This window comes from Dyadobacter ginsengisoli DSM 21015 (genome assembly GCF_059568735.1).
This window is the reverse complement of sequence record NZ_JCANTY010000012.1, coordinates 206475-222565: the sequence shown is the minus strand read 5'-3', so window position 1 is coordinate 222565 and position 16091 is coordinate 206475. Positions and strand designations below refer to the sequence as shown.

At 49.6% G+C, this 16091-nt stretch carries 17 protein-coding genes; 5 read left to right on the top strand and 12 right to left on the bottom strand.

Annotation, left to right across the window (positions count from 1 at the left end):
- Window positions 1-131: 131 nt before the first annotated feature.
- The gene (acs, locus tag BP71_RS34655; RefSeq protein WP_496386262.1) at window positions 132-2021 is read left to right on the top strand and encodes an acetate--CoA ligase; all 1890 of its coding nucleotides are present in this window, start codon (window positions 132-134) and stop codon (window positions 2019-2021) included.
- Window positions 2022-2268: 247 nt separating this feature from the next.
- Here the strand turns inward: acs and BP71_RS34650 are convergent, their stop codons facing one another.
- The 6 genes from BP71_RS34650 to BP71_RS34625 all read right to left on the bottom strand — a co-directional run bounded on the left by BP71_RS34650 (window position 2269) and on the right by BP71_RS34625 (window position 6074).
- Complete coding sequence (locus tag BP71_RS34650) at window positions 2269-2427, bottom strand: FeoB-associated Cys-rich membrane protein (RefSeq protein ID WP_496386261.1); 159 nt, start codon at window positions 2425-2427, stop codon at window positions 2269-2271.
- Between the two features lie 17 nt (window positions 2428-2444).
- Window positions 2445-2981: a YfiT family bacillithiol transferase gene (locus BP71_RS34645; protein WP_496386260.1), complete on the bottom strand. Its 537-nt coding sequence runs from the start codon at window positions 2979-2981 to the stop codon at window positions 2445-2447.
- A gap of 115 nt (window positions 2982-3096) precedes the next feature.
- A complete protein-coding gene (locus BP71_RS34640) occupies window positions 3097-3888 on the bottom strand; it encodes an inositol monophosphatase family protein (protein WP_496386259.1) in 792 nt (263 codons plus the stop codon).
- The gene (locus BP71_RS34635; protein WP_496386258.1) at window positions 3854-5092 is read right to left on the bottom strand and encodes a lipoprotein N-acyltransferase Lnb domain-containing protein; all 1239 of its coding nucleotides are present in this window, start codon (window positions 5090-5092) and stop codon (window positions 3854-3856) included. The genes BP71_RS34640 and BP71_RS34635 overlap by 35 nt, the downstream gene beginning before the upstream one ends.
- 47 nt (window positions 5093-5139) lie before the next feature.
- Window positions 5140-5841 carry a 16S rRNA (cytidine(1402)-2'-O)-methyltransferase gene (rsmI, locus tag BP71_RS34630; protein ID WP_496386257.1) on the bottom strand — a complete coding sequence of 234 codons (702 nt, stop codon included), beginning with the start codon at window positions 5839-5841 and terminating at the stop codon, window positions 5140-5142.
- On the bottom strand, window positions 5838-6074 hold the full coding sequence (locus tag BP71_RS34625; RefSeq protein ID WP_496386256.1) for a 4a-hydroxytetrahydrobiopterin dehydratase: 237 nt from the start codon (window positions 6072-6074) through the stop codon (window positions 5838-5840). Before BP71_RS34625 ends, rsmI begins: the two co-directional genes overlap by 4 nt.
- A 326-nt stretch (window positions 6075-6400) precedes the next feature.
- Here BP71_RS34625 and BP71_RS34620 point away from each other — a divergent pair, with 326 nt between their 5' ends.
- The 3 genes from BP71_RS34620 to BP71_RS34610 are packed head-to-tail and all read left to right on the top strand — an operon-like array spanning window position 6401 to window position 8286.
- Window positions 6401-6829 carry an OsmC family protein gene (locus tag BP71_RS34620; RefSeq protein WP_496386255.1) on the top strand — a complete coding sequence of 143 codons (429 nt, stop codon included), beginning with the start codon at window positions 6401-6403 and terminating at the stop codon, window positions 6827-6829.
- Between the two features lie 13 nt (window positions 6830-6842).
- A complete protein-coding gene (locus BP71_RS34615; RefSeq protein ID WP_496386254.1) occupies window positions 6843-7664 on the top strand; it encodes a thymidylate synthase in 822 nt (273 codons plus the stop codon).
- Window positions 7665-7677: 13 nt separating this feature from the next.
- On the top strand, window positions 7678-8286 hold the full coding sequence (locus tag BP71_RS34610) for a trimeric intracellular cation channel family protein (RefSeq protein ID WP_496386253.1): 609 nt from the start codon (window positions 7678-7680) through the stop codon (window positions 8284-8286).
- 37 nt (window positions 8287-8323) lie between these two features.
- Here BP71_RS34610 and BP71_RS34605 read toward each other — a convergent pair whose 3' ends face one another.
- A complete protein-coding gene (locus tag BP71_RS34605; protein WP_496386252.1) occupies window positions 8324-9229 on the bottom strand; it encodes a DUF2911 domain-containing protein in 906 nt (301 codons plus the stop codon).
- 76 nt (window positions 9230-9305) lie between these two features.
- On the opposite strand from BP71_RS34605, the gene BP71_RS34600 reads away from it, so the two are divergent.
- On the top strand, window positions 9306-9845 hold the full coding sequence (locus tag BP71_RS34600) for an NUDIX hydrolase (protein ID WP_496386251.1): 540 nt from the start codon (window positions 9306-9308) through the stop codon (window positions 9843-9845).
- Here the strand turns inward: BP71_RS34600 and BP71_RS34595 are convergent.
- The 5 genes from BP71_RS34595 to BP71_RS34575 form a co-directional block, all read right to left on the bottom strand.
- Window positions 9832-11487: a S8 family peptidase gene (locus tag BP71_RS34595; protein ID WP_496386250.1), complete on the bottom strand. Its 1656-nt coding sequence runs from the start codon at window positions 11485-11487 to the stop codon at window positions 9832-9834. The genes BP71_RS34600 and BP71_RS34595 overlap by 14 nt on opposite strands.
- A 158-nt stretch (window positions 11488-11645) precedes the next feature.
- Window positions 11646-13238, bottom strand: a complete 1593-nt coding sequence (locus BP71_RS34590) for an FMN-binding glutamate synthase family protein (RefSeq protein ID WP_496386249.1) — start codon at window positions 13236-13238, stop codon at window positions 11646-11648.
- Between the two features lie 25 nt (window positions 13239-13263).
- On the bottom strand, window positions 13264-14499 hold the full coding sequence (locus tag BP71_RS34585) for a 3-phosphoshikimate 1-carboxyvinyltransferase (protein WP_496386248.1): 1236 nt from the start codon (window positions 14497-14499) through the stop codon (window positions 13264-13266).
- Between the two features lie 55 nt (window positions 14500-14554).
- Window positions 14555-15169, bottom strand: a complete 615-nt coding sequence (locus BP71_RS34580; protein WP_496386247.1) for a hypothetical protein — start codon at window positions 15167-15169, stop codon at window positions 14555-14557.
- Between the two features lie 87 nt (window positions 15170-15256).
- Window positions 15257-15898, bottom strand: a complete 642-nt coding sequence (locus BP71_RS34575; protein WP_496386246.1) for a DUF502 domain-containing protein — start codon at window positions 15896-15898, stop codon at window positions 15257-15259.
- Between the last annotated feature and the right edge of the window lie 193 nt (window positions 15899-16091).

Here is a 16091-nt window from a genome sequence, read left to right as displayed (position 1 = left end):
ATGAATTGATTATCAGTAAAATGGCCTCCAAGTGTCTGTCAGACAGTTTCCGGCTAAGTAGGACTAACCAAATGAAAATTATAACTTGGCAGCCAAATCCTAAATTTCCCTAAGTTAAACCTTTATTGATCATGAAAATTAAGACCTTTGAAGAGTATCAGGTTGCCTACAAACAAAGTGTGGACGATCCCGAAGGCTTCTGGGCAGAAGTAGCTCAACAATTTCAATGGCGTAAACCGTGGAAGAAAGTGCTTAGCTGGGACTTTCATGAAGCGCGTACGAAATGGTTTGAAGGTGGTGTGATGAACATCACAGAGAATGCGCTGGACCGTCACATTGCTGAACGCGGCGATCAGCCCGCGATCATCTGGGAGCCTAACAATCCCGAGGATCAGGCGGTAACATTAACCTATCATGTATTGTTTGACCAGGTTTGCCGTTTTGCCAACGTGCTGAAAAAGCATGGTGTTCAAAAAGGCGATCGGGTTTGTATATATCTGCCGATGGTTCCGGAACTCACCGTGGCAGTTCTGGCTTGTGCGCGTATCGGAGCGGTACACTCGGTCGTATTTGGTGGTTTTTCTGCAAAGTCCATTGCAGACCGCATCAATGATGCCGCCTGTACGATGGTGATCACTTCGGACGGCGCATTCCGTGGTTCGAAGGTGATCCCGATGAAGGACACCGTGGACGAGGCGCTTGTTCAATGCTCGACGGTGAAGAATGTGATTGTTATGACCCGGACCCGCACCCCGGTTCACATGCTGAAAGGCCGTGACCTGTGGTGGGAGGAGGAAGTCAAGCAAGTGAATTCGGTATGTCCTGCCGAGCCGATGGATGCGGAAGACATGCTCTTCATTCTATACACATCCGGCTCTACCGGAAAGCCTAAGGGGGTAGTGCATACCTGCGGCGGATATATGATATATGCTACCTATACATTTGCGAATGTGTTCCAATACGAGCAGGGCGAGGTGCATTTCTGCACTGCGGATATCGGCTGGATTACCGGGCACAGCTACATTGTGTATGGCCCGCTTTGTTACGGCGCCACTTCGCTGGTGTTTGAAGGCGTGCCTACTTACCCCGATGCCGGCCGTTTCTGGCAGATCGTGGAAAAGCACAAAGTCAACATTCTCTACACCGCTCCAACGGCGATCCGCTCATTGATGAGCTTCGGCCTGGATTATGTGAAAGGACATGACCTTTCTTCACTGCGTAAACTGGGCTCTGTGGGCGAACCGATCAACGAGGAAGCATGGCATTGGTATAAAACCAATATCGGTGGCGATCATTGTCCGTTGGTAGACACGTGGTGGCAGACTGAAAACGGAGGTATTATGATCTCGCCGCTGGCAGGAATCACACCCGAGAAACCTACGTATGCGACATTGCCGTTACCAGGTATTCAGCCGGTGCTGGTGGATGAAAGCGGACAGGAAATCGAAGGCAACGGTGTGAGTGGTAACCTCTGTATTAAATTCCCCTGGCCCGGCATCATCCGTACTACCTATGGCGATCACGAACGCTGCCGCCAGACGTATTTCTCAACATATCCGGGTATGTATTTCACTGGCGATGGTTGTTTGCGTGACGAGGACGGGTATTACCGCATTACCGGTCGGGTTGATGACGTTCTGAACGTTTCAGGTCACCGGATCGGCACTGCGGAGGTGGAGAATGCGATCAATATGCACCTGGGTGTCGTGGAGTCTGCTGTGGTAGGTTATCCGCATGACATCAAAGGACAGGGAATTTATGCCTACGTCATTACCGAGCACACGCCCGACGACCCTGAGATGTTCAGAAAGGACATTTCGGCAACGGTATCCCGTATCATCGGACCAATCGCAAAGCCGGACAAAGTCCAGTTCGTATCGGGTCTGCCGAAAACACGTTCCGGTAAAATCATGCGGCGTATTTTACGGAAGATCTCGGAAGGCGACGTCAGCAATCTGGGTGATACTTCGACTTTGCTGGATCCCGCAGTAGTGGATGAAATCAAAGGTGGCGCATTGTAATTTGAAGATTTAATAGGAGAGACTGGAGGCCCCACCGGGGCCTTTTGTTGTTTATACTGGGCAGTTTATATAAAGAGGAGATCTTTCGGGTATCGGCCGAAAGACACGAATGGAATGTCGGCGGAACGGTAGATCGCACCGCTGGCATTCCATTCGTGTCTAGCAATTAAGTCAGGGACGCATAAAAAAGGCCCCGACGGGGCCTCCTGCATTTTGAAATGTAACTTTGTGCATTTCAAAACAAACACTATTTGATTTTAACCGAAGTCACTTTATCAGCAGCACAGCCGCACCCTTTGGCACAGCCACCGCTGTTTCGCCGGTCGAATGCTTTCCAGATACGCCAGCCCATATAGCCGGCGGCACTCAGAAAAAGGATCCAGATAATAACTTGCTGCGTGTCCATGAACTAAGAACAGGAAGTTACAGCCAATTGTTCCGCTGCGCCAACCGGTAGGCATGCTGGTAATGGTGTTCGCTATGCCAGGCATAATTTGCGATCACCTCGTCCATGCGAACCGTCTTTTGCGAGCCGGGATGAAAGTATGTTCTTGCGAGATCCTTTTCATCCATTGAGTTGAGGAGCAGCACCCAACGCAAATGAACATAGCGCAGCAGCTGTATCGATAATTCAACCTGGGCAGTTTTTGCATCCGGCAATTCAGCCCAGAGCTGTTCCTCGTAGGGTTTGATCGTAGGATTATCTTCTGTCAATGCCAGCCTGCATCGGGTGTAAGCATTGATGTGACTATCTGCGACGTGGTGAATCAGCTGACGGACCGTCCAACCGCCCGGGCGATAAGGAGTGTCCAGTTTGGCGTCATCCCAATTGCCAAGCAGGTTGATAAACTTGGAAGGCAATGCGCTGATCGTCTGAATGTTCGATTTTATCTCAGCATGCGAGTAGCTGCCCTGCGATTGGAAGTCACCGATCGGGTAGCGGAGTTGGTTAATGTCCATGGCCTTAATAAAGATTAGATGACTGAATGATCCGCTTTGGAACGGGGAATGATTTAGAGAATGACGCATTGTTCAAAAAACTCCTGACTCAATGCCACATTGGCCTAAGAACCGTTCAGAAGTTTTCGCTGATGACTTCGACTAATTCGCGATGCGCCCCCGCGGAAGCTATGATATCGCCGCCGAACAGATAGTTGTCGCCGCCGTTGAAATCCGTTACAATACCTCCGGCTTCCTTGATAAGCAACACGCCCGCAGCCATATCCCAGGAATTGAGATTGTATTCATAAAAACCGTCGAACCGGCCTGCTGCGACGTATGCCAGATCCACGGCTGCGGCGCCCATGCGGCGTATACCGTGGGTTTTTTGCATCAGCAGTTCCAGAATGTACATATATCGCTTCTGCTTTTCGAACTTGTAATACGGGAAGCCGGTCGCGATCAGCGCGTCCTGCAGGCGGGGAACGGTCGATACCCTGAGTTTTTTTTCATTGCACCATGCGCCACCGCCATGCCAGCCGTAGAACATCTCATTGAGGCTGGGTTCGTGAATGACACCCAGTAGCAGCTCTTTTCCGCGGGCTAGGCCCACGCTCACGCAATACACCGGGATACCGTGAATAAAGTTTGTCGTGCCATCAAGAGGATCAATAATCCAGTTCAATGCCTCAGGGTCAGGTTCCAGCCCGGTTGTCCCCTCTTCGGTGATGAAGCTGGCTTCTGGTAACAGCGCCTGCAACCCGGCGACAAGCAGCTTTTCGGCCTCCTTATCGACGTAGGAAACGAGGTTGTTCAGGTCCTTATACTCAATCTTGTCACGGGAAAAAAGCGCTGCCTCCTGCTGTATAAATGAAGAAGCCTTTCTTACTATTTCAATTGTTTTTTGTGTCAGAAACTCCAGATCCATACGCTAACTCCTTTGAGGGGATTTTAGAAAGTGAATTGTTAATGTAATACACCCTGATGATAAGGGTGGCCAGAATCGGAATCGCTACAAAGTTGTGTTTCGCGAGATTTCCTGTTGCGCAAAGTAAGAGAAATGCGTAAAAAATCAACAGAAATTGAAACCAGCCGGGTTTCTTCTTTTCGGAAAAAAAGAAAATCAATGGCATCCAGAGCGGGAAGGCCCACAGGATATCGTAATTCCATTCCGTTACGCCATGATTAGTCCCAAACCAGAGCAGCAGCAGTATCCACCCGGCGGTACCGGCAATGCCGAAAAGGATTTTGTCAAAAACAAAATTCACCCGGTTGGCCCGGATCTGCCAGTATGTAAAGGCGAGCGTCACAATGGCCAGTGTCCAAAAAAAGACAGTAGGGGTAAACGGGCTGGGTGGTGGTCCCGGTGAAGCAGCAAAAAGCGATTGCGTGGAGGAAACGAGCGGTACCATTCCGTTTGCCGTTTTGACTTTCGCATCCGCAAACGCCGCAGCCAGGTTGTCGGGAAGAAAAGTCGCCTGTTCAGGCGTAGCGATTTCGTCCGAAGGAGCGCCAATAGCCAGGTCCATCCCGAAATCAGCCCAGGGATTCTGTTTGTATGCATACCGGTCGATCCATTGACGGAAACTCAGTTTTTCCTTTGTGTAGCCGTTGTAAATGAGGCTATCGCCGCAGGCCTCTTTGAGCCCGACAGTGAGGCGGGTGGCACAGTTGTCAAAAAAGAATTTGTATTGATATTCCCTGTTTTCCGGAAGGAGATTGGTTTCCAAAAAATTATAAAAACGCTGTTTTTGTGCAAGAGAAAGATTTAAGACCTGCTCTGAAATAGAACGGTTCTCCATTTGCCAATAAGCGGCCTGCGGCGCCAGCGGTGCCACGGAAACGTAATAAGGCAGCGTGCTGCGTAAAAACTCAATGTAAAAAGTCGGTGAGGCAAAGTCGCCTCTGAAGCTCCCGTAATTGTAAGCCCTGTCCAGCCCATTAAGCGGATCGTAAATCCAGATCACGCTATGGCCAAATCCCGAATAAAGCTCCTGTCCGGGGCCAATGGTCACCAGGCTGATTTTTGACTGCGGGCTCAATGTGCCAAACTGCGCATGTGCAAGGGTTTGGGTGATGGTGAGCAGCAACAGGAAAATCCACGTTCGCAGGGGGTTGTTATTCAATTTCATATTCAACATCCATTCAGGGCAGGGCAAATGCATTGGTTTTTTATAGGTTAGTCCTCGTCTGAGTCTGATTTCTTCTTGTCATCCTGCTTACCGGCCAGGACGATGACGATTTCGCCTTTTACCGTTTTTTCACCAAAATAAGCAATGACTTCGGTAATGGTCCCACGGACATTTTCCTCATAAATCTTGGTCAGCTCCCTGGAAACGCATACCTGGCGATCGGCACCAAAGAACTCGGCGAATTGTTGCAATGCCTTTACCAGGCGGTGGGGCGACTCATAAAACACCATCGTGCGCTCCTCGGAAGCCAGATTCTGAAGCCGGGTTTGTCTTCCTTTTTTATGGGGTAAAAAACCTTCGAACACAAAACGGTCGTTAGGCAGGCCGGAATTGACCAACGCGGGAACAAACGCGGTGGGGCCTGGAAGGCATTCTACATCGATACCCTCGCGGATGCATGCCCGCACGAGCAGGAAGCCGGGATCCGATACTGCGGGTGTTCCGGCGTCGGACACGAGTGCCATCGTTTCGCCTTTGCGAATACGCTCCACCACCCGGGCCACAGTTTGGTGCTCATTGTGAATATGATAGCTATGCAAGGGCTTCGAAATGCCCAGGTGTTTGAGCAGATTCCCGGAAGTGCGGGTATCTTCTGCCAAAACCACATCAACGCTTTTCAGCACATTGATTGCCCTTAATGTAATGTCTTCGAGATTGCCTATCGGCGTGGGTACTATGTAAAGCTTCATGCGTTATAAATCCTGTCGATCGCAGCAGCCAGGTTACGGTCTTTGTCTGTTACGATATCTCCGGCATCGTGGGTATTCAATTCAAAACTGACTTTGTTGTACATATTCGTCCAGTATGGATGATGGTCCATTTCATTGACAACATCGGCCACTTTATTCATAAAAGTAAAAGCTTCCCGGAAATCCTTGAACGAAAAGCTCTTTTTTAGTTTATTATCTTCTTCTTTCCACATGGTTTCTGATGTTTAAATGCAGGAATCTAATTTACATGCCTGTTTCTTACAAAAGGTAGATCGCAGCAGACAAAATACGCGTGCCATCCAAAGCGGGCAGGTATTTTTGACAAACCTTTTGGGGAAACGAATATAAGGCTAATCCGGCTGAAATTCCTTGCCGGGATAGCCGATTCCGTACCGATCCAGTATATTTGAACTTTGGTCAGCTCCAAAGGCTTTAGATAATGTGCGGGCGAAAGGGATAGAGGCTAAGGCAGTGCAGCACGTATACCAAAACAAACATTGCATGTAATTAACGGTCCTTTTGATCAGGACAACTCATTATGAAAGTAGAACTAGTCCGCGTAAATGACGCCTTCCATTTCGAAGGCACCGGTTCCTCCGAAGTGAAAGTACATACCGACGGCTCCCCTGAAATAGGTGGTACTAATCTGGGTGTCAGGCCGATGGAGTTATTATTGATGGGCCTGGCCAGTTGCAGCGCTATCGATGTGGTATTGATCCTTAAAAAGCAACGTCAGGAGATCACTGATTTTCGTATTGTAGCAGATGGTGACCGCGAGCAGGAGCCAGATACCCAGCGTAAGCCGTTCCGCAAAATACATTTGACATTTAAATTTGCAGGAAATAATCTCGATGAGAGTAAGATCAACCGGGCGATAGGCCTGTCGATGGAGAAATACTGCTCGGCAACCGCCCAATTGGAAGCACTCGCAACCATTACCTACGACGTTGAAATCGCTTCGGCGTAAACAAAAAATATTCATGCAACAATACCACGATCTACTGCGCCATATTCTGAAAGAAGGAGTTCGAAAAACGGACCGTACCGGTACGGGCACGATCAGCGTATTTGGATACCAAATGCGTTTTGACCTTAAAAAGGGATTCCCGCTGGTGACCACGAAGAAGGTTCATACCAAATCCATCATCCACGAACTGCTGTGGTTTTTACAGGGTGACACCAACATCGGTTATCTGAAAGAACACGGTGTGTCGATCTGGAATGAATGGGCCGATAAAAATGGCGACCTTGGACCTGTTTACGGCAAGCAATGGAGAAGCTGGGAGGGGGCAAATGGTAAGTCGGTGGATCAGTTGAAAGAGGTTTTGAACCAACTTAAAAGCACGCCTGACTCACGCAGAATCATCGTATCTGCCTGGAACCCGGCGGAGCTTTCGGACATGAAGCTGCATCCTTGCCATGCATTGTTTCAGTTTTATGTGGCGCCACCGGATACCGAAGCAGGCGAGACGCGGGGTAAGCTCTCCTGCCAGCTTTATCAGCGCAGTGCAGATGTGTTCCTGGGTGTACCTTTCAACATCGCAAGCTATGCATTGCTGACGATGATGATCGCGAGGGAGTGCGACCTGGATCTGGGGGATTTTGTCTGGACAGGTGGTGATACCCACATTTACCTGAATCACCTAGAACAGGTTGAATTGCAGTTGAGCCGCGAACCGAGGGCTTTGCCGCAAATGGTTTTGAATCCGGAGGTCCGTAATGTGCTGGATTTTCGTTTTGAGGATTTCGAACTTCAGAATTACAATCCGTGGCCGGGAATCAAGGCCCCGGTGGCCGTGTAATGATCATCACGGAATGAGCATTCAATATATTTTAGAGATTGTCGGGACATTTGCATTCGCTATTTCCGGCGCACTGGCTGTGAAGGACCAAAAGCATCAGGATTGGTTTGGTGCGAGCTTCACAGCCTTTATTTCCTCCATTGGCGGCGGTACGCTCAGAGATGTACTGCTGGGCAGTTATCCGTTGGTGTGGATCAGTGACATTACCATCATTCACGCCATTATCCTGGGCATCCTCATTACCTTTATTTTTTATCGATTCTTGCTTAAGCTCCGGAAAACGCTATTTCTGTTCGACACTTTCGGTATCGCCCTCTTTACTTTGGTTGGAACTGAAAAGGCATTGCATTTGGGGGTGAGGCCGGAAATTGCTGTAATTATGGGTGTTTTCACCGCCACCATGGGCGGGGTGATCCGGGATGTGATGACGAATGAAATCCCGATCATTTACCGGAAAGAGGTATATGCGACGGCTTGCTTTACCGGCGCCTGTTTCTACCTGATTCTTGACAGCCTGGGTGTCGAGCGTAATGTGACATTCATTGCATCTGCCCTCGTCATCATCGTACTCCGCATTCTGGCGGTGCGTTACCAGTGGAGCGTTCCCCGGTTTTTCAGATAAAAAGAAACCGCCGGGACTCTTCCGGCGGTACCCATTATTATTTCTTCTTCTTTTTGGCTGCCGGGATAACCTCTTTGGCGGGAGCGGCTTTGGCCTGCATGTCGGCAATGGCTTTTTCTACCTGGGGTTTGTAGAAGTTGTAAGCACCGTCGGGTGCCGCAGCGCCCACTGTTAGTGCTTTTTGTGCGACTGGTATTGCTTCCGCGGTTTTCCCGAGTTTATTGAGGATCTGTGCCTTGGTCCACAACGCGCCGAATGACTCTTTCAAACCGATTGCCTTGTCGGCGAGTGAAAGCGCTACTTGCAAATCTTTGCCTTTCGAAAGCAGGTAACCGGCAGTGCTTTGCAATGTCGCTACGTCTTCCGGTTTTTCAGCAACCGCTTTGTTCAATGCAGTCAAAGTGAGCGACTCGGTGCTCACCGCAATGGGTACAGGTACATTTACTGACGACCACGAGAGATTCAAAAGAGCCGTACTATCGGTTACCGGCTCGATTTCGATTTTAAATGCCTCATTGAATTCGCTGGAAGTAGGTACTACCATTGCGCGGGCCACATCTTCCGACTCTTTATAGTTGTCACTGCCGCCCTGGTTGTAGTTTTTGTTCAAAATAACCGTCCAGGCAGCACCGGAAGGGATGGAGAACAGTGCATACTTCCCCGCAGGTACTTTTTTACCTCCGAATGTAAACTCGGTGCTGGCTTCGAACGTGGTCGCCATGTTGGCACCGGTGCGCCAGATCTGGTCGTAGGGAGCCAATGCTGAGCCTTCGGCGAAAACTTTACGGCCTTTGATAAAGGGGCGGGAATATTTGACAGTGAAGTCGGTTACGCCGATGGTTTGCATCACGCCGGCAGCCGGGCTTGGCTGGGGAACACGCTGGGCAAGAGCGCTTGTAGCCATTATGGCTGCCATGGACATGGATAATAGATACTTTTTCATTGCTTGAATAAGGTGGTTTATTGCTCAGTTGTTTAAACTTGTGCCGAAATTAGAAGGAAATTATCACATAGTCTAAATGAAAAGGGACAGTTTACTTTCGCTATTGGCCGCTTACGAGCCAGAGGCCGGCGCGGAGGCAGAAATGCACCGCGATACCGTTGATTTTGTAAAGGAACATCCGGATTGTTTTGAGCGAAACCTGCTGAAAGGACATGTTACCGCTTCGGGATGGGTGTTATCACCTGGGAAAGACGCGGTCCTCATGATGCATCATCGCAAGCTGGATCGCTGGTTCCAGCCGGGCGGGCACTGTGACGGTGATCCCGATGTGCGGGAAGTTGCCGTAAAAGAGGTGCTTGAAGAAACCGGCATTACGGACCTCAGGACCCTTAACGACGGTATTTTTGATGTGGATGTACACCTGATCCCTGCCAGCAAGGACATTCCGGCGCACTATCATTATGATATCCGTTTTGCATTCAAAATAGACGACCGGCAGGAAGTAGTCCTGAATAGCGAATCAAAGGACGTGCAATGGGTACCAGTTTCCAAAGTCCAGGATTTCGAGGGTTCGGAATCTATTCTACGGATGGTCCGGAAAACTACTGCTTTATAAATTTCAATGTCCTTTCCTGTACGCCTACCTGCACACGGATTACGTAAAGGCCCGATGGGAGGTCGCCAACGCGTAGTGTTTCTTTTTCGCGCAGGCGTGTGCGTGTGGTGCGTAGCGCAGTTCCGGTGAGCGAGTGAATTTTAATGAACGCTTCTTTTCCGGCAAAGGCGGCCGGTACGTCGATGGCGATTTCTTCCCGGGCAGGGTTAGGGGATAATGTCAGACTGCTGAACAGATCTTCCCCGGCACCGAGCGGTTTGAATTCATTCGTTGCGATTTCCTGTGCTTTGATCGCGTTGGGCACGCCGCAACCCAGCAGATTATCCGGTGCGGATGCCTGGTGTCCCGATTTTTTCAACACATATATAATCTGCTGGGCTGTCAGGCTAGGGAAGGCTTGCCACAGGATGGCGGCCAAGCCTGCGATTTGAGGAGAGGAATAGGAGGTGCCGTATCCACTGGAAGCGCTTCCAGCCAGGTTACCAATGATGGTTCCGGCTCCTACGGCAGCGAGATCAGGCTTTTGGATACCCGCTGAGTTCGGGCCTACAGAACTGAGTGATGCATAGCTCCTGTCGTAGGCAGTAGCTCCTACCGTCAGGACCGAGTCGACGTCAGCCGGAGCGGATATGTAGCGCCAGCTGTTGTTGCCATCATTACCAGCCGAATTGACCACCAGTATGCCCTTGCGTGTCGCATAGCGCGCAGCGCGGCTGATAATGGTGGTTTTGCCGTCCATATCCTTGTAATTATGGTTATAGGCAGGAGAGTTAAACTCGTCGTCGAATGTGCTGTACCCCAGCGATGAGTTGATCACATCTGCTCCCAGGCTGTCGGCGCGCTCGGCGGCTATAAGCCATGTAATTTCTTCGTACGGAGATTCGCCAAAATCGTTTTCGGTGCGATACAGGGCAAACGATGCCTTGAATGCAGCTCCCACCATCGTGCCGGGGATATAGGCCGCAATGGTAGACATCACACTGAGCCCATGCGACCCGTCATTGTATACGTCTCCGTCTCGCGCCACAAAATCATGGGTATCGATAATGCGTTTCTCATCGCGGACCTGTTTGAAATAAGCTACTTCATTTCCTTTGGTAAACCCATTATCGAGAATGGCGATCAGCATATTCTCGCCCTGATAACCTTTTTTGTGCAGATCAGCTACTTCCATTAATGCCAGCTGAGCATTCATACTGCCATAATCGACATCTTCTGTAGTTCCGAACTTCGTTTGTGATGCATTCGAACGGGCGATACCAGGCGATTTGGAATTGGCAACGGGCAGGTCGAGTTCGATGCCTTTATAAAAGGGAAGTTTTTTGATATCTGCCAATTGCGCAGCAGACGCTTCGATCAATGCGCCATTGAACCAGCGCGTGGGGTAAATGACCTTGGCGCCTGTTTGCCGGATGGCGAACAGGTAACCTTCATTCACGGGCAAATCCTGTACCGTGACCGGAATATTCTGCTTTTTGCGACGGTCGATAGCTCTTTGGGATAAAAATTCGGCGGGTTTGTCGACAGAAAAAGTGCCCGTACCTTTTTCTTTGAACAATACAAGATACCTGGGATTGTCCTGTGCATTCGCCGTCTGCAGGAAGAAAAAGGAAAGTGCTGTGATCAGTATAGTTTTTCTCATGGATCCGGGTTTGGAAATCGGTTCGGCCGGAATGATCGGTTTCCGGGGTTAACACAGTATTATGCCCAATTTAATATGGATTATCGTTTTAGAAGCAACGTTTTGTGCCGCTGTACATATATACTTATTCAGAGGCAAAAGTGTGGAGGATTTTCACTTTATACGACCTTCGGGCCCGGAACCGCGCGACCACCCAAATGGGGGCAATCCAGGAGCGATTCGAGACCTGGGTAAGGTACAATGGTTTTGAGATACCCATAGTTATCGGCGAGCGTAATCGTCCGGTTATTGTCGCCCATGGAGATATCGATATCGGCCATGCCAAACTGACAGGGATGCTCATAACCCGAGGCATGGGTGATTTCAATGACCTCTTTGGCCAGAGTGGTCATATAGTTGCTGAAACGTTCACTTTTCAACGAAGGATCGATACCGGATTCGAGCCATTTGTTGTTGGTTGCAATCCCTGTCGGGCAACGATTCGTGTGGCAGGATTGTGCCTGAATGCATCCGATCGACAGCATGGCTTCCCGTGCGACGTTGATTACATCCGCTCCCATTGCAAATGCCATTACTGCCTGGGCGGGCAATCCCAGCTTTCCCGAAGCAATGAAAGTAATCTTATCGTTGAGGTTTCGCTTTTGAAATATCTTATAAACAGTGCTGAATGCAAATACCCAGGGAAGCGATACGTGATCGGCAAATGACGGCGGCGCAGCACCGGTTCCACCTTCGCCTCCATCGATGGTGATAAAATCAGGGCCTTTGCCGGTTTCCACCATCAGATCGGCCAATTCTTCCCACATATCCGTTTTGCCGACCGCCGACTTGATGCCTACCGGCAGCCCGGTTGCCTCAGCCATTTGTTCGATAAAGTCGACCATGCCGCGGACATCGGAGAATGCACTGTGATAAGGTGGAGAAACGACGTCGACACCGATAGGCACCCCGCGGATTTCGGCTATCTCGGCTGTTATTTTGCTGGCTGGCAGTACGCCGCCTTTTCCTGGCTTGGCTCCCTGTGACAATTTGAGTTCGATCATCCGGACTGTCGGATTATTCTCCATCAATTTGACCAGCTTTTCCATCACGAAGTCACCCGCCTCGTTACGGACACCGAAATACGAGGTGCCCATATTGAAAACCACATCTGCACCATACTTGTGATAGGGCGACAGACCGCCTTCACCGGTATTGTGGTAGTTTCCAAACTTGTAAGAACCTTTGTTGAGCGATTCGATGGCGCGGGAGGACAGTGACCCGAAGCTCATCGCACTGACATTCACCACGGAGCGCGGGCGATAAGGGCGTTTTCGATGATGGTATTCGCCAATGATCTTGGCGCAAGGAATCGTATAATGGTTGGGATCTTTGCCGTTGCCGACATGATGGCTATGGGTTGAGGCAAGTTTGAAGGGCAGCATCGATGGCTTGATCAGCACATAACCCGCTTCCTGCATGTTCTGATCGGTACCGAAACCCTGGTAGTTGTTTTCCTTCTTGGAAGAAGCGTAGATCCAGGAGCGCTGACGGCGGTTGAATGGAAGTTCCTCCCGGTTGTTGGCGACTATGTACTGGCGAAGCTCGGGCCCGATCGTCTCGATCATGTACCGGAAATGGCCCACCAACGGGAAGTTATGCTGAATGGTATGTTTGCGTTGAAGGATGTCCCTTACCGCTATGAACACCGGCACCAGTAACAGGTAGCACCAGACTGGCACCGATGCCAGGATAGACCAGACAGTTTCCATAAATCAATCGGTTGATAATGATATTCTAAACTTCCTCCCAGGTAGTAACCTTCGCCAGGTCCTTCCAGTAGCCGGGATAGGATTTGACAACCACACCAGGCTCCTCGATCACTATGGGGCTAACCATCCCCACCGGCGCGAACGCCATCGCCATACGGTGATCGTCGTAGGTGTGAATGGACGGAACCGGCTCGGTTGGAATGTCGGTGAGGGCCGTTACCTCATATAAATGATCCTTTTCCACTTCTTTCAGCTCCGCTCCGAGCTTTCGAAGCTCTTCCTGTAACGCAAAAATGCGGTCTGTTTCTTTGATCTTAAGGCTTTCAACCCCCGTTAGCGACAGTCGTATTTTTTTTACTGCACAGCACACAGCCACTGTTTGGGCGAGGTCGGGGCAGTTGGTAAAGTCCCAGCCAAGTGATGCGGCTGCGGGTATCTTGGTCAACAGCACGCCGCGATCGGTGAACATACTTTCTACTCCCAGGTGCCGCATGATGTCAACAATGGCACTATCGCCCTGAAGTGAATTTTTTTTCAACCCCAGCAATTCCACTTCTGCGTCGTCGGCCAATGCGACAATGCTGTACCAGTAGCTTGCTCCCGACCAGTCGGATTCTATGGCGTAAGGCTTGGGTTGGTATTTCAATGCGGGAATGTATAACGTATTAGCCTGCCAGTCAGCCTGGTAATCGATGCCGAAATGGGCCATTTGATTGAGTGTCATCTCAATATAAGGCCGTGAACCGACTTCACCTTCCAGCTTGATTTTCAAACCGCCGGGTAACTGTGGCGCAATCATCAACAATGCCGAAATGTACTGGCTGCTTACGTCTCCGCGCATGGTGAGCTCGTTGTTTCCCGAGTAAGTGAACCCATTCAGTTTCAATGGGGGATAGCCATCCTGCTTTTCATAGGTGATATCAGCTCCCAGTTTCCGTAACGCATCTACCAGAATGCCGATAGGACGCTCACACATACGGGGCGTACCGGTCATCGTTTTTTGCTGGTTGGTCACCGCAAAGTAGGCGGTCAGAAAGCGCATGGTCGTACCCGCATCGATTACGTCAGCTACCGGATCGGTTGAATTAAGCAGGCGGAGCATTGTTTGCGAGTCGCGGGCCTCCGAAATATTGGTAAGCTCGGATTGGAAGCCGGTGAGCGCATTGATAATCAGGGCACGGTTGCATTCGCTTTTGGATGCGGCAAGCTGAATTTCTGCACGTATGGGTTGTTGGGGGGGATTGACGAGAATGGATTTCACTTTTTAAGATTCTGATTTAACAAATAGACATTCCGGTTCGGAATGATATTCGGGATTAATAGGTTTCGAGCACTTTTAACTTATTCCTGGAATTGATTTTCAGGGATGCAAACGTGAACTTATAGCAAATAAAACCCGCAGCCATCAGCGATCCGCCGATAATCAGCGTAGAAGGGTCGGTGGTATAGCGTTTGTTATCGACACCTTTGTTGAAAAAATCGGCTCCGATAAAGATAAGGCCTGCCAGTGGGAGCAGTGGTGCGGCCTGCGAGATAAACGGGATTCTCTTGGACACCTTCATCAACCTGACATCTTCAAGAAGGATCCTCTGGTAATCCATGCGGCCAACAGCCTCATTAATAACACCTATGGTGAAAGAAGAGTCGTCAACCGAGGCGATCGTTTCGTTGAAGCGGATCGTTTCGTTTTTCATCCGGAACTTAATGTTGTCACCCGGGAAAAAACGGTACCGGTGAAAACCTCCGATAACGGGTGACGCATCGAGCACGAGGTATTTTTGGCCCGGAGTAGCGATTACCCGGTTTGCGCTGCCTTGCTTTAAAAAGAGTTCTTCGCTGGAAAGTGCTTTTTTAGGGTCATAATGGTCTTGCGACCATGCGTTGATATTCCCCAGGAGAAGCAACAGGACAAAGGAAAGTAGTTGTCTCATAGTACTAAAAGAATGGTTCAAATATAGGGAATCATTCTCTTAAACGGGCACAACTGTTGCATTGTTGCCCATTAAAAACCCGTTAAACTAATCTTCCTCAGTAGTTTCCTCTTTCGAAACCTTAACCGATACACCGCCTGAAACAAGCATCTTCATGACATCGGTGGACTTCGCATCAAGCAAAGTCACGTTCTCTGTCGGCACGATAAACAATTCACCGGAAAGTGCATACGAGAGTGGCATGTAAACAGCTACATGATCTGCTATCTTGAGGTGGCTCAGGTCTGTTTGCGTGATGAAGCCGATCTTTTTGATATTCGTTTCTTTATACATCGTGACCAGTACCGGCTGGTTGAATTTCTTTTTGTCGCCTACGAAAGCCAGGATCAGGTCTTTGATCGAATAGTAGATCAGGCTTACCAGCGGGATCCGCCGCATAATGCTCTCCGTAAACTTGAAAAATGACTGGGGAACAATCGTCGAAAAAAGAAATCCCAGCAAAATGATCCCTGAAATGATGATCAGTACACCAAGGCCGGGCAGATATACCGACTGCTCATTGGAAATGCGGATATCGATGGGCAGGATGTTGTCAAGATACTCCACGCCGGTCCATATGATGATGACGGTCGCATACAGGGGAGCCACCAGCACCAGCCCTCTTATAAAGTAGCTGATGATGCGTTTAAGGAAAGAGTTTTTGATTTCCATGATGTAGCTCCAGGTCATGGAGCTGATTAACAGATAGATAATGTTTCCAGGCTACGAGATGGCCTGTACGGAAACAATTGAACGATGAGCGGCAAAATCAGATCGTGAAAATGAAATATTGGACGATGCCGATTGAATTAGGATATTTGCAAGTCCGGTACCCTGTTTTGCTTCTGTGCCGGTAAAATTAAAAAGAAGTTCACTCATTTGA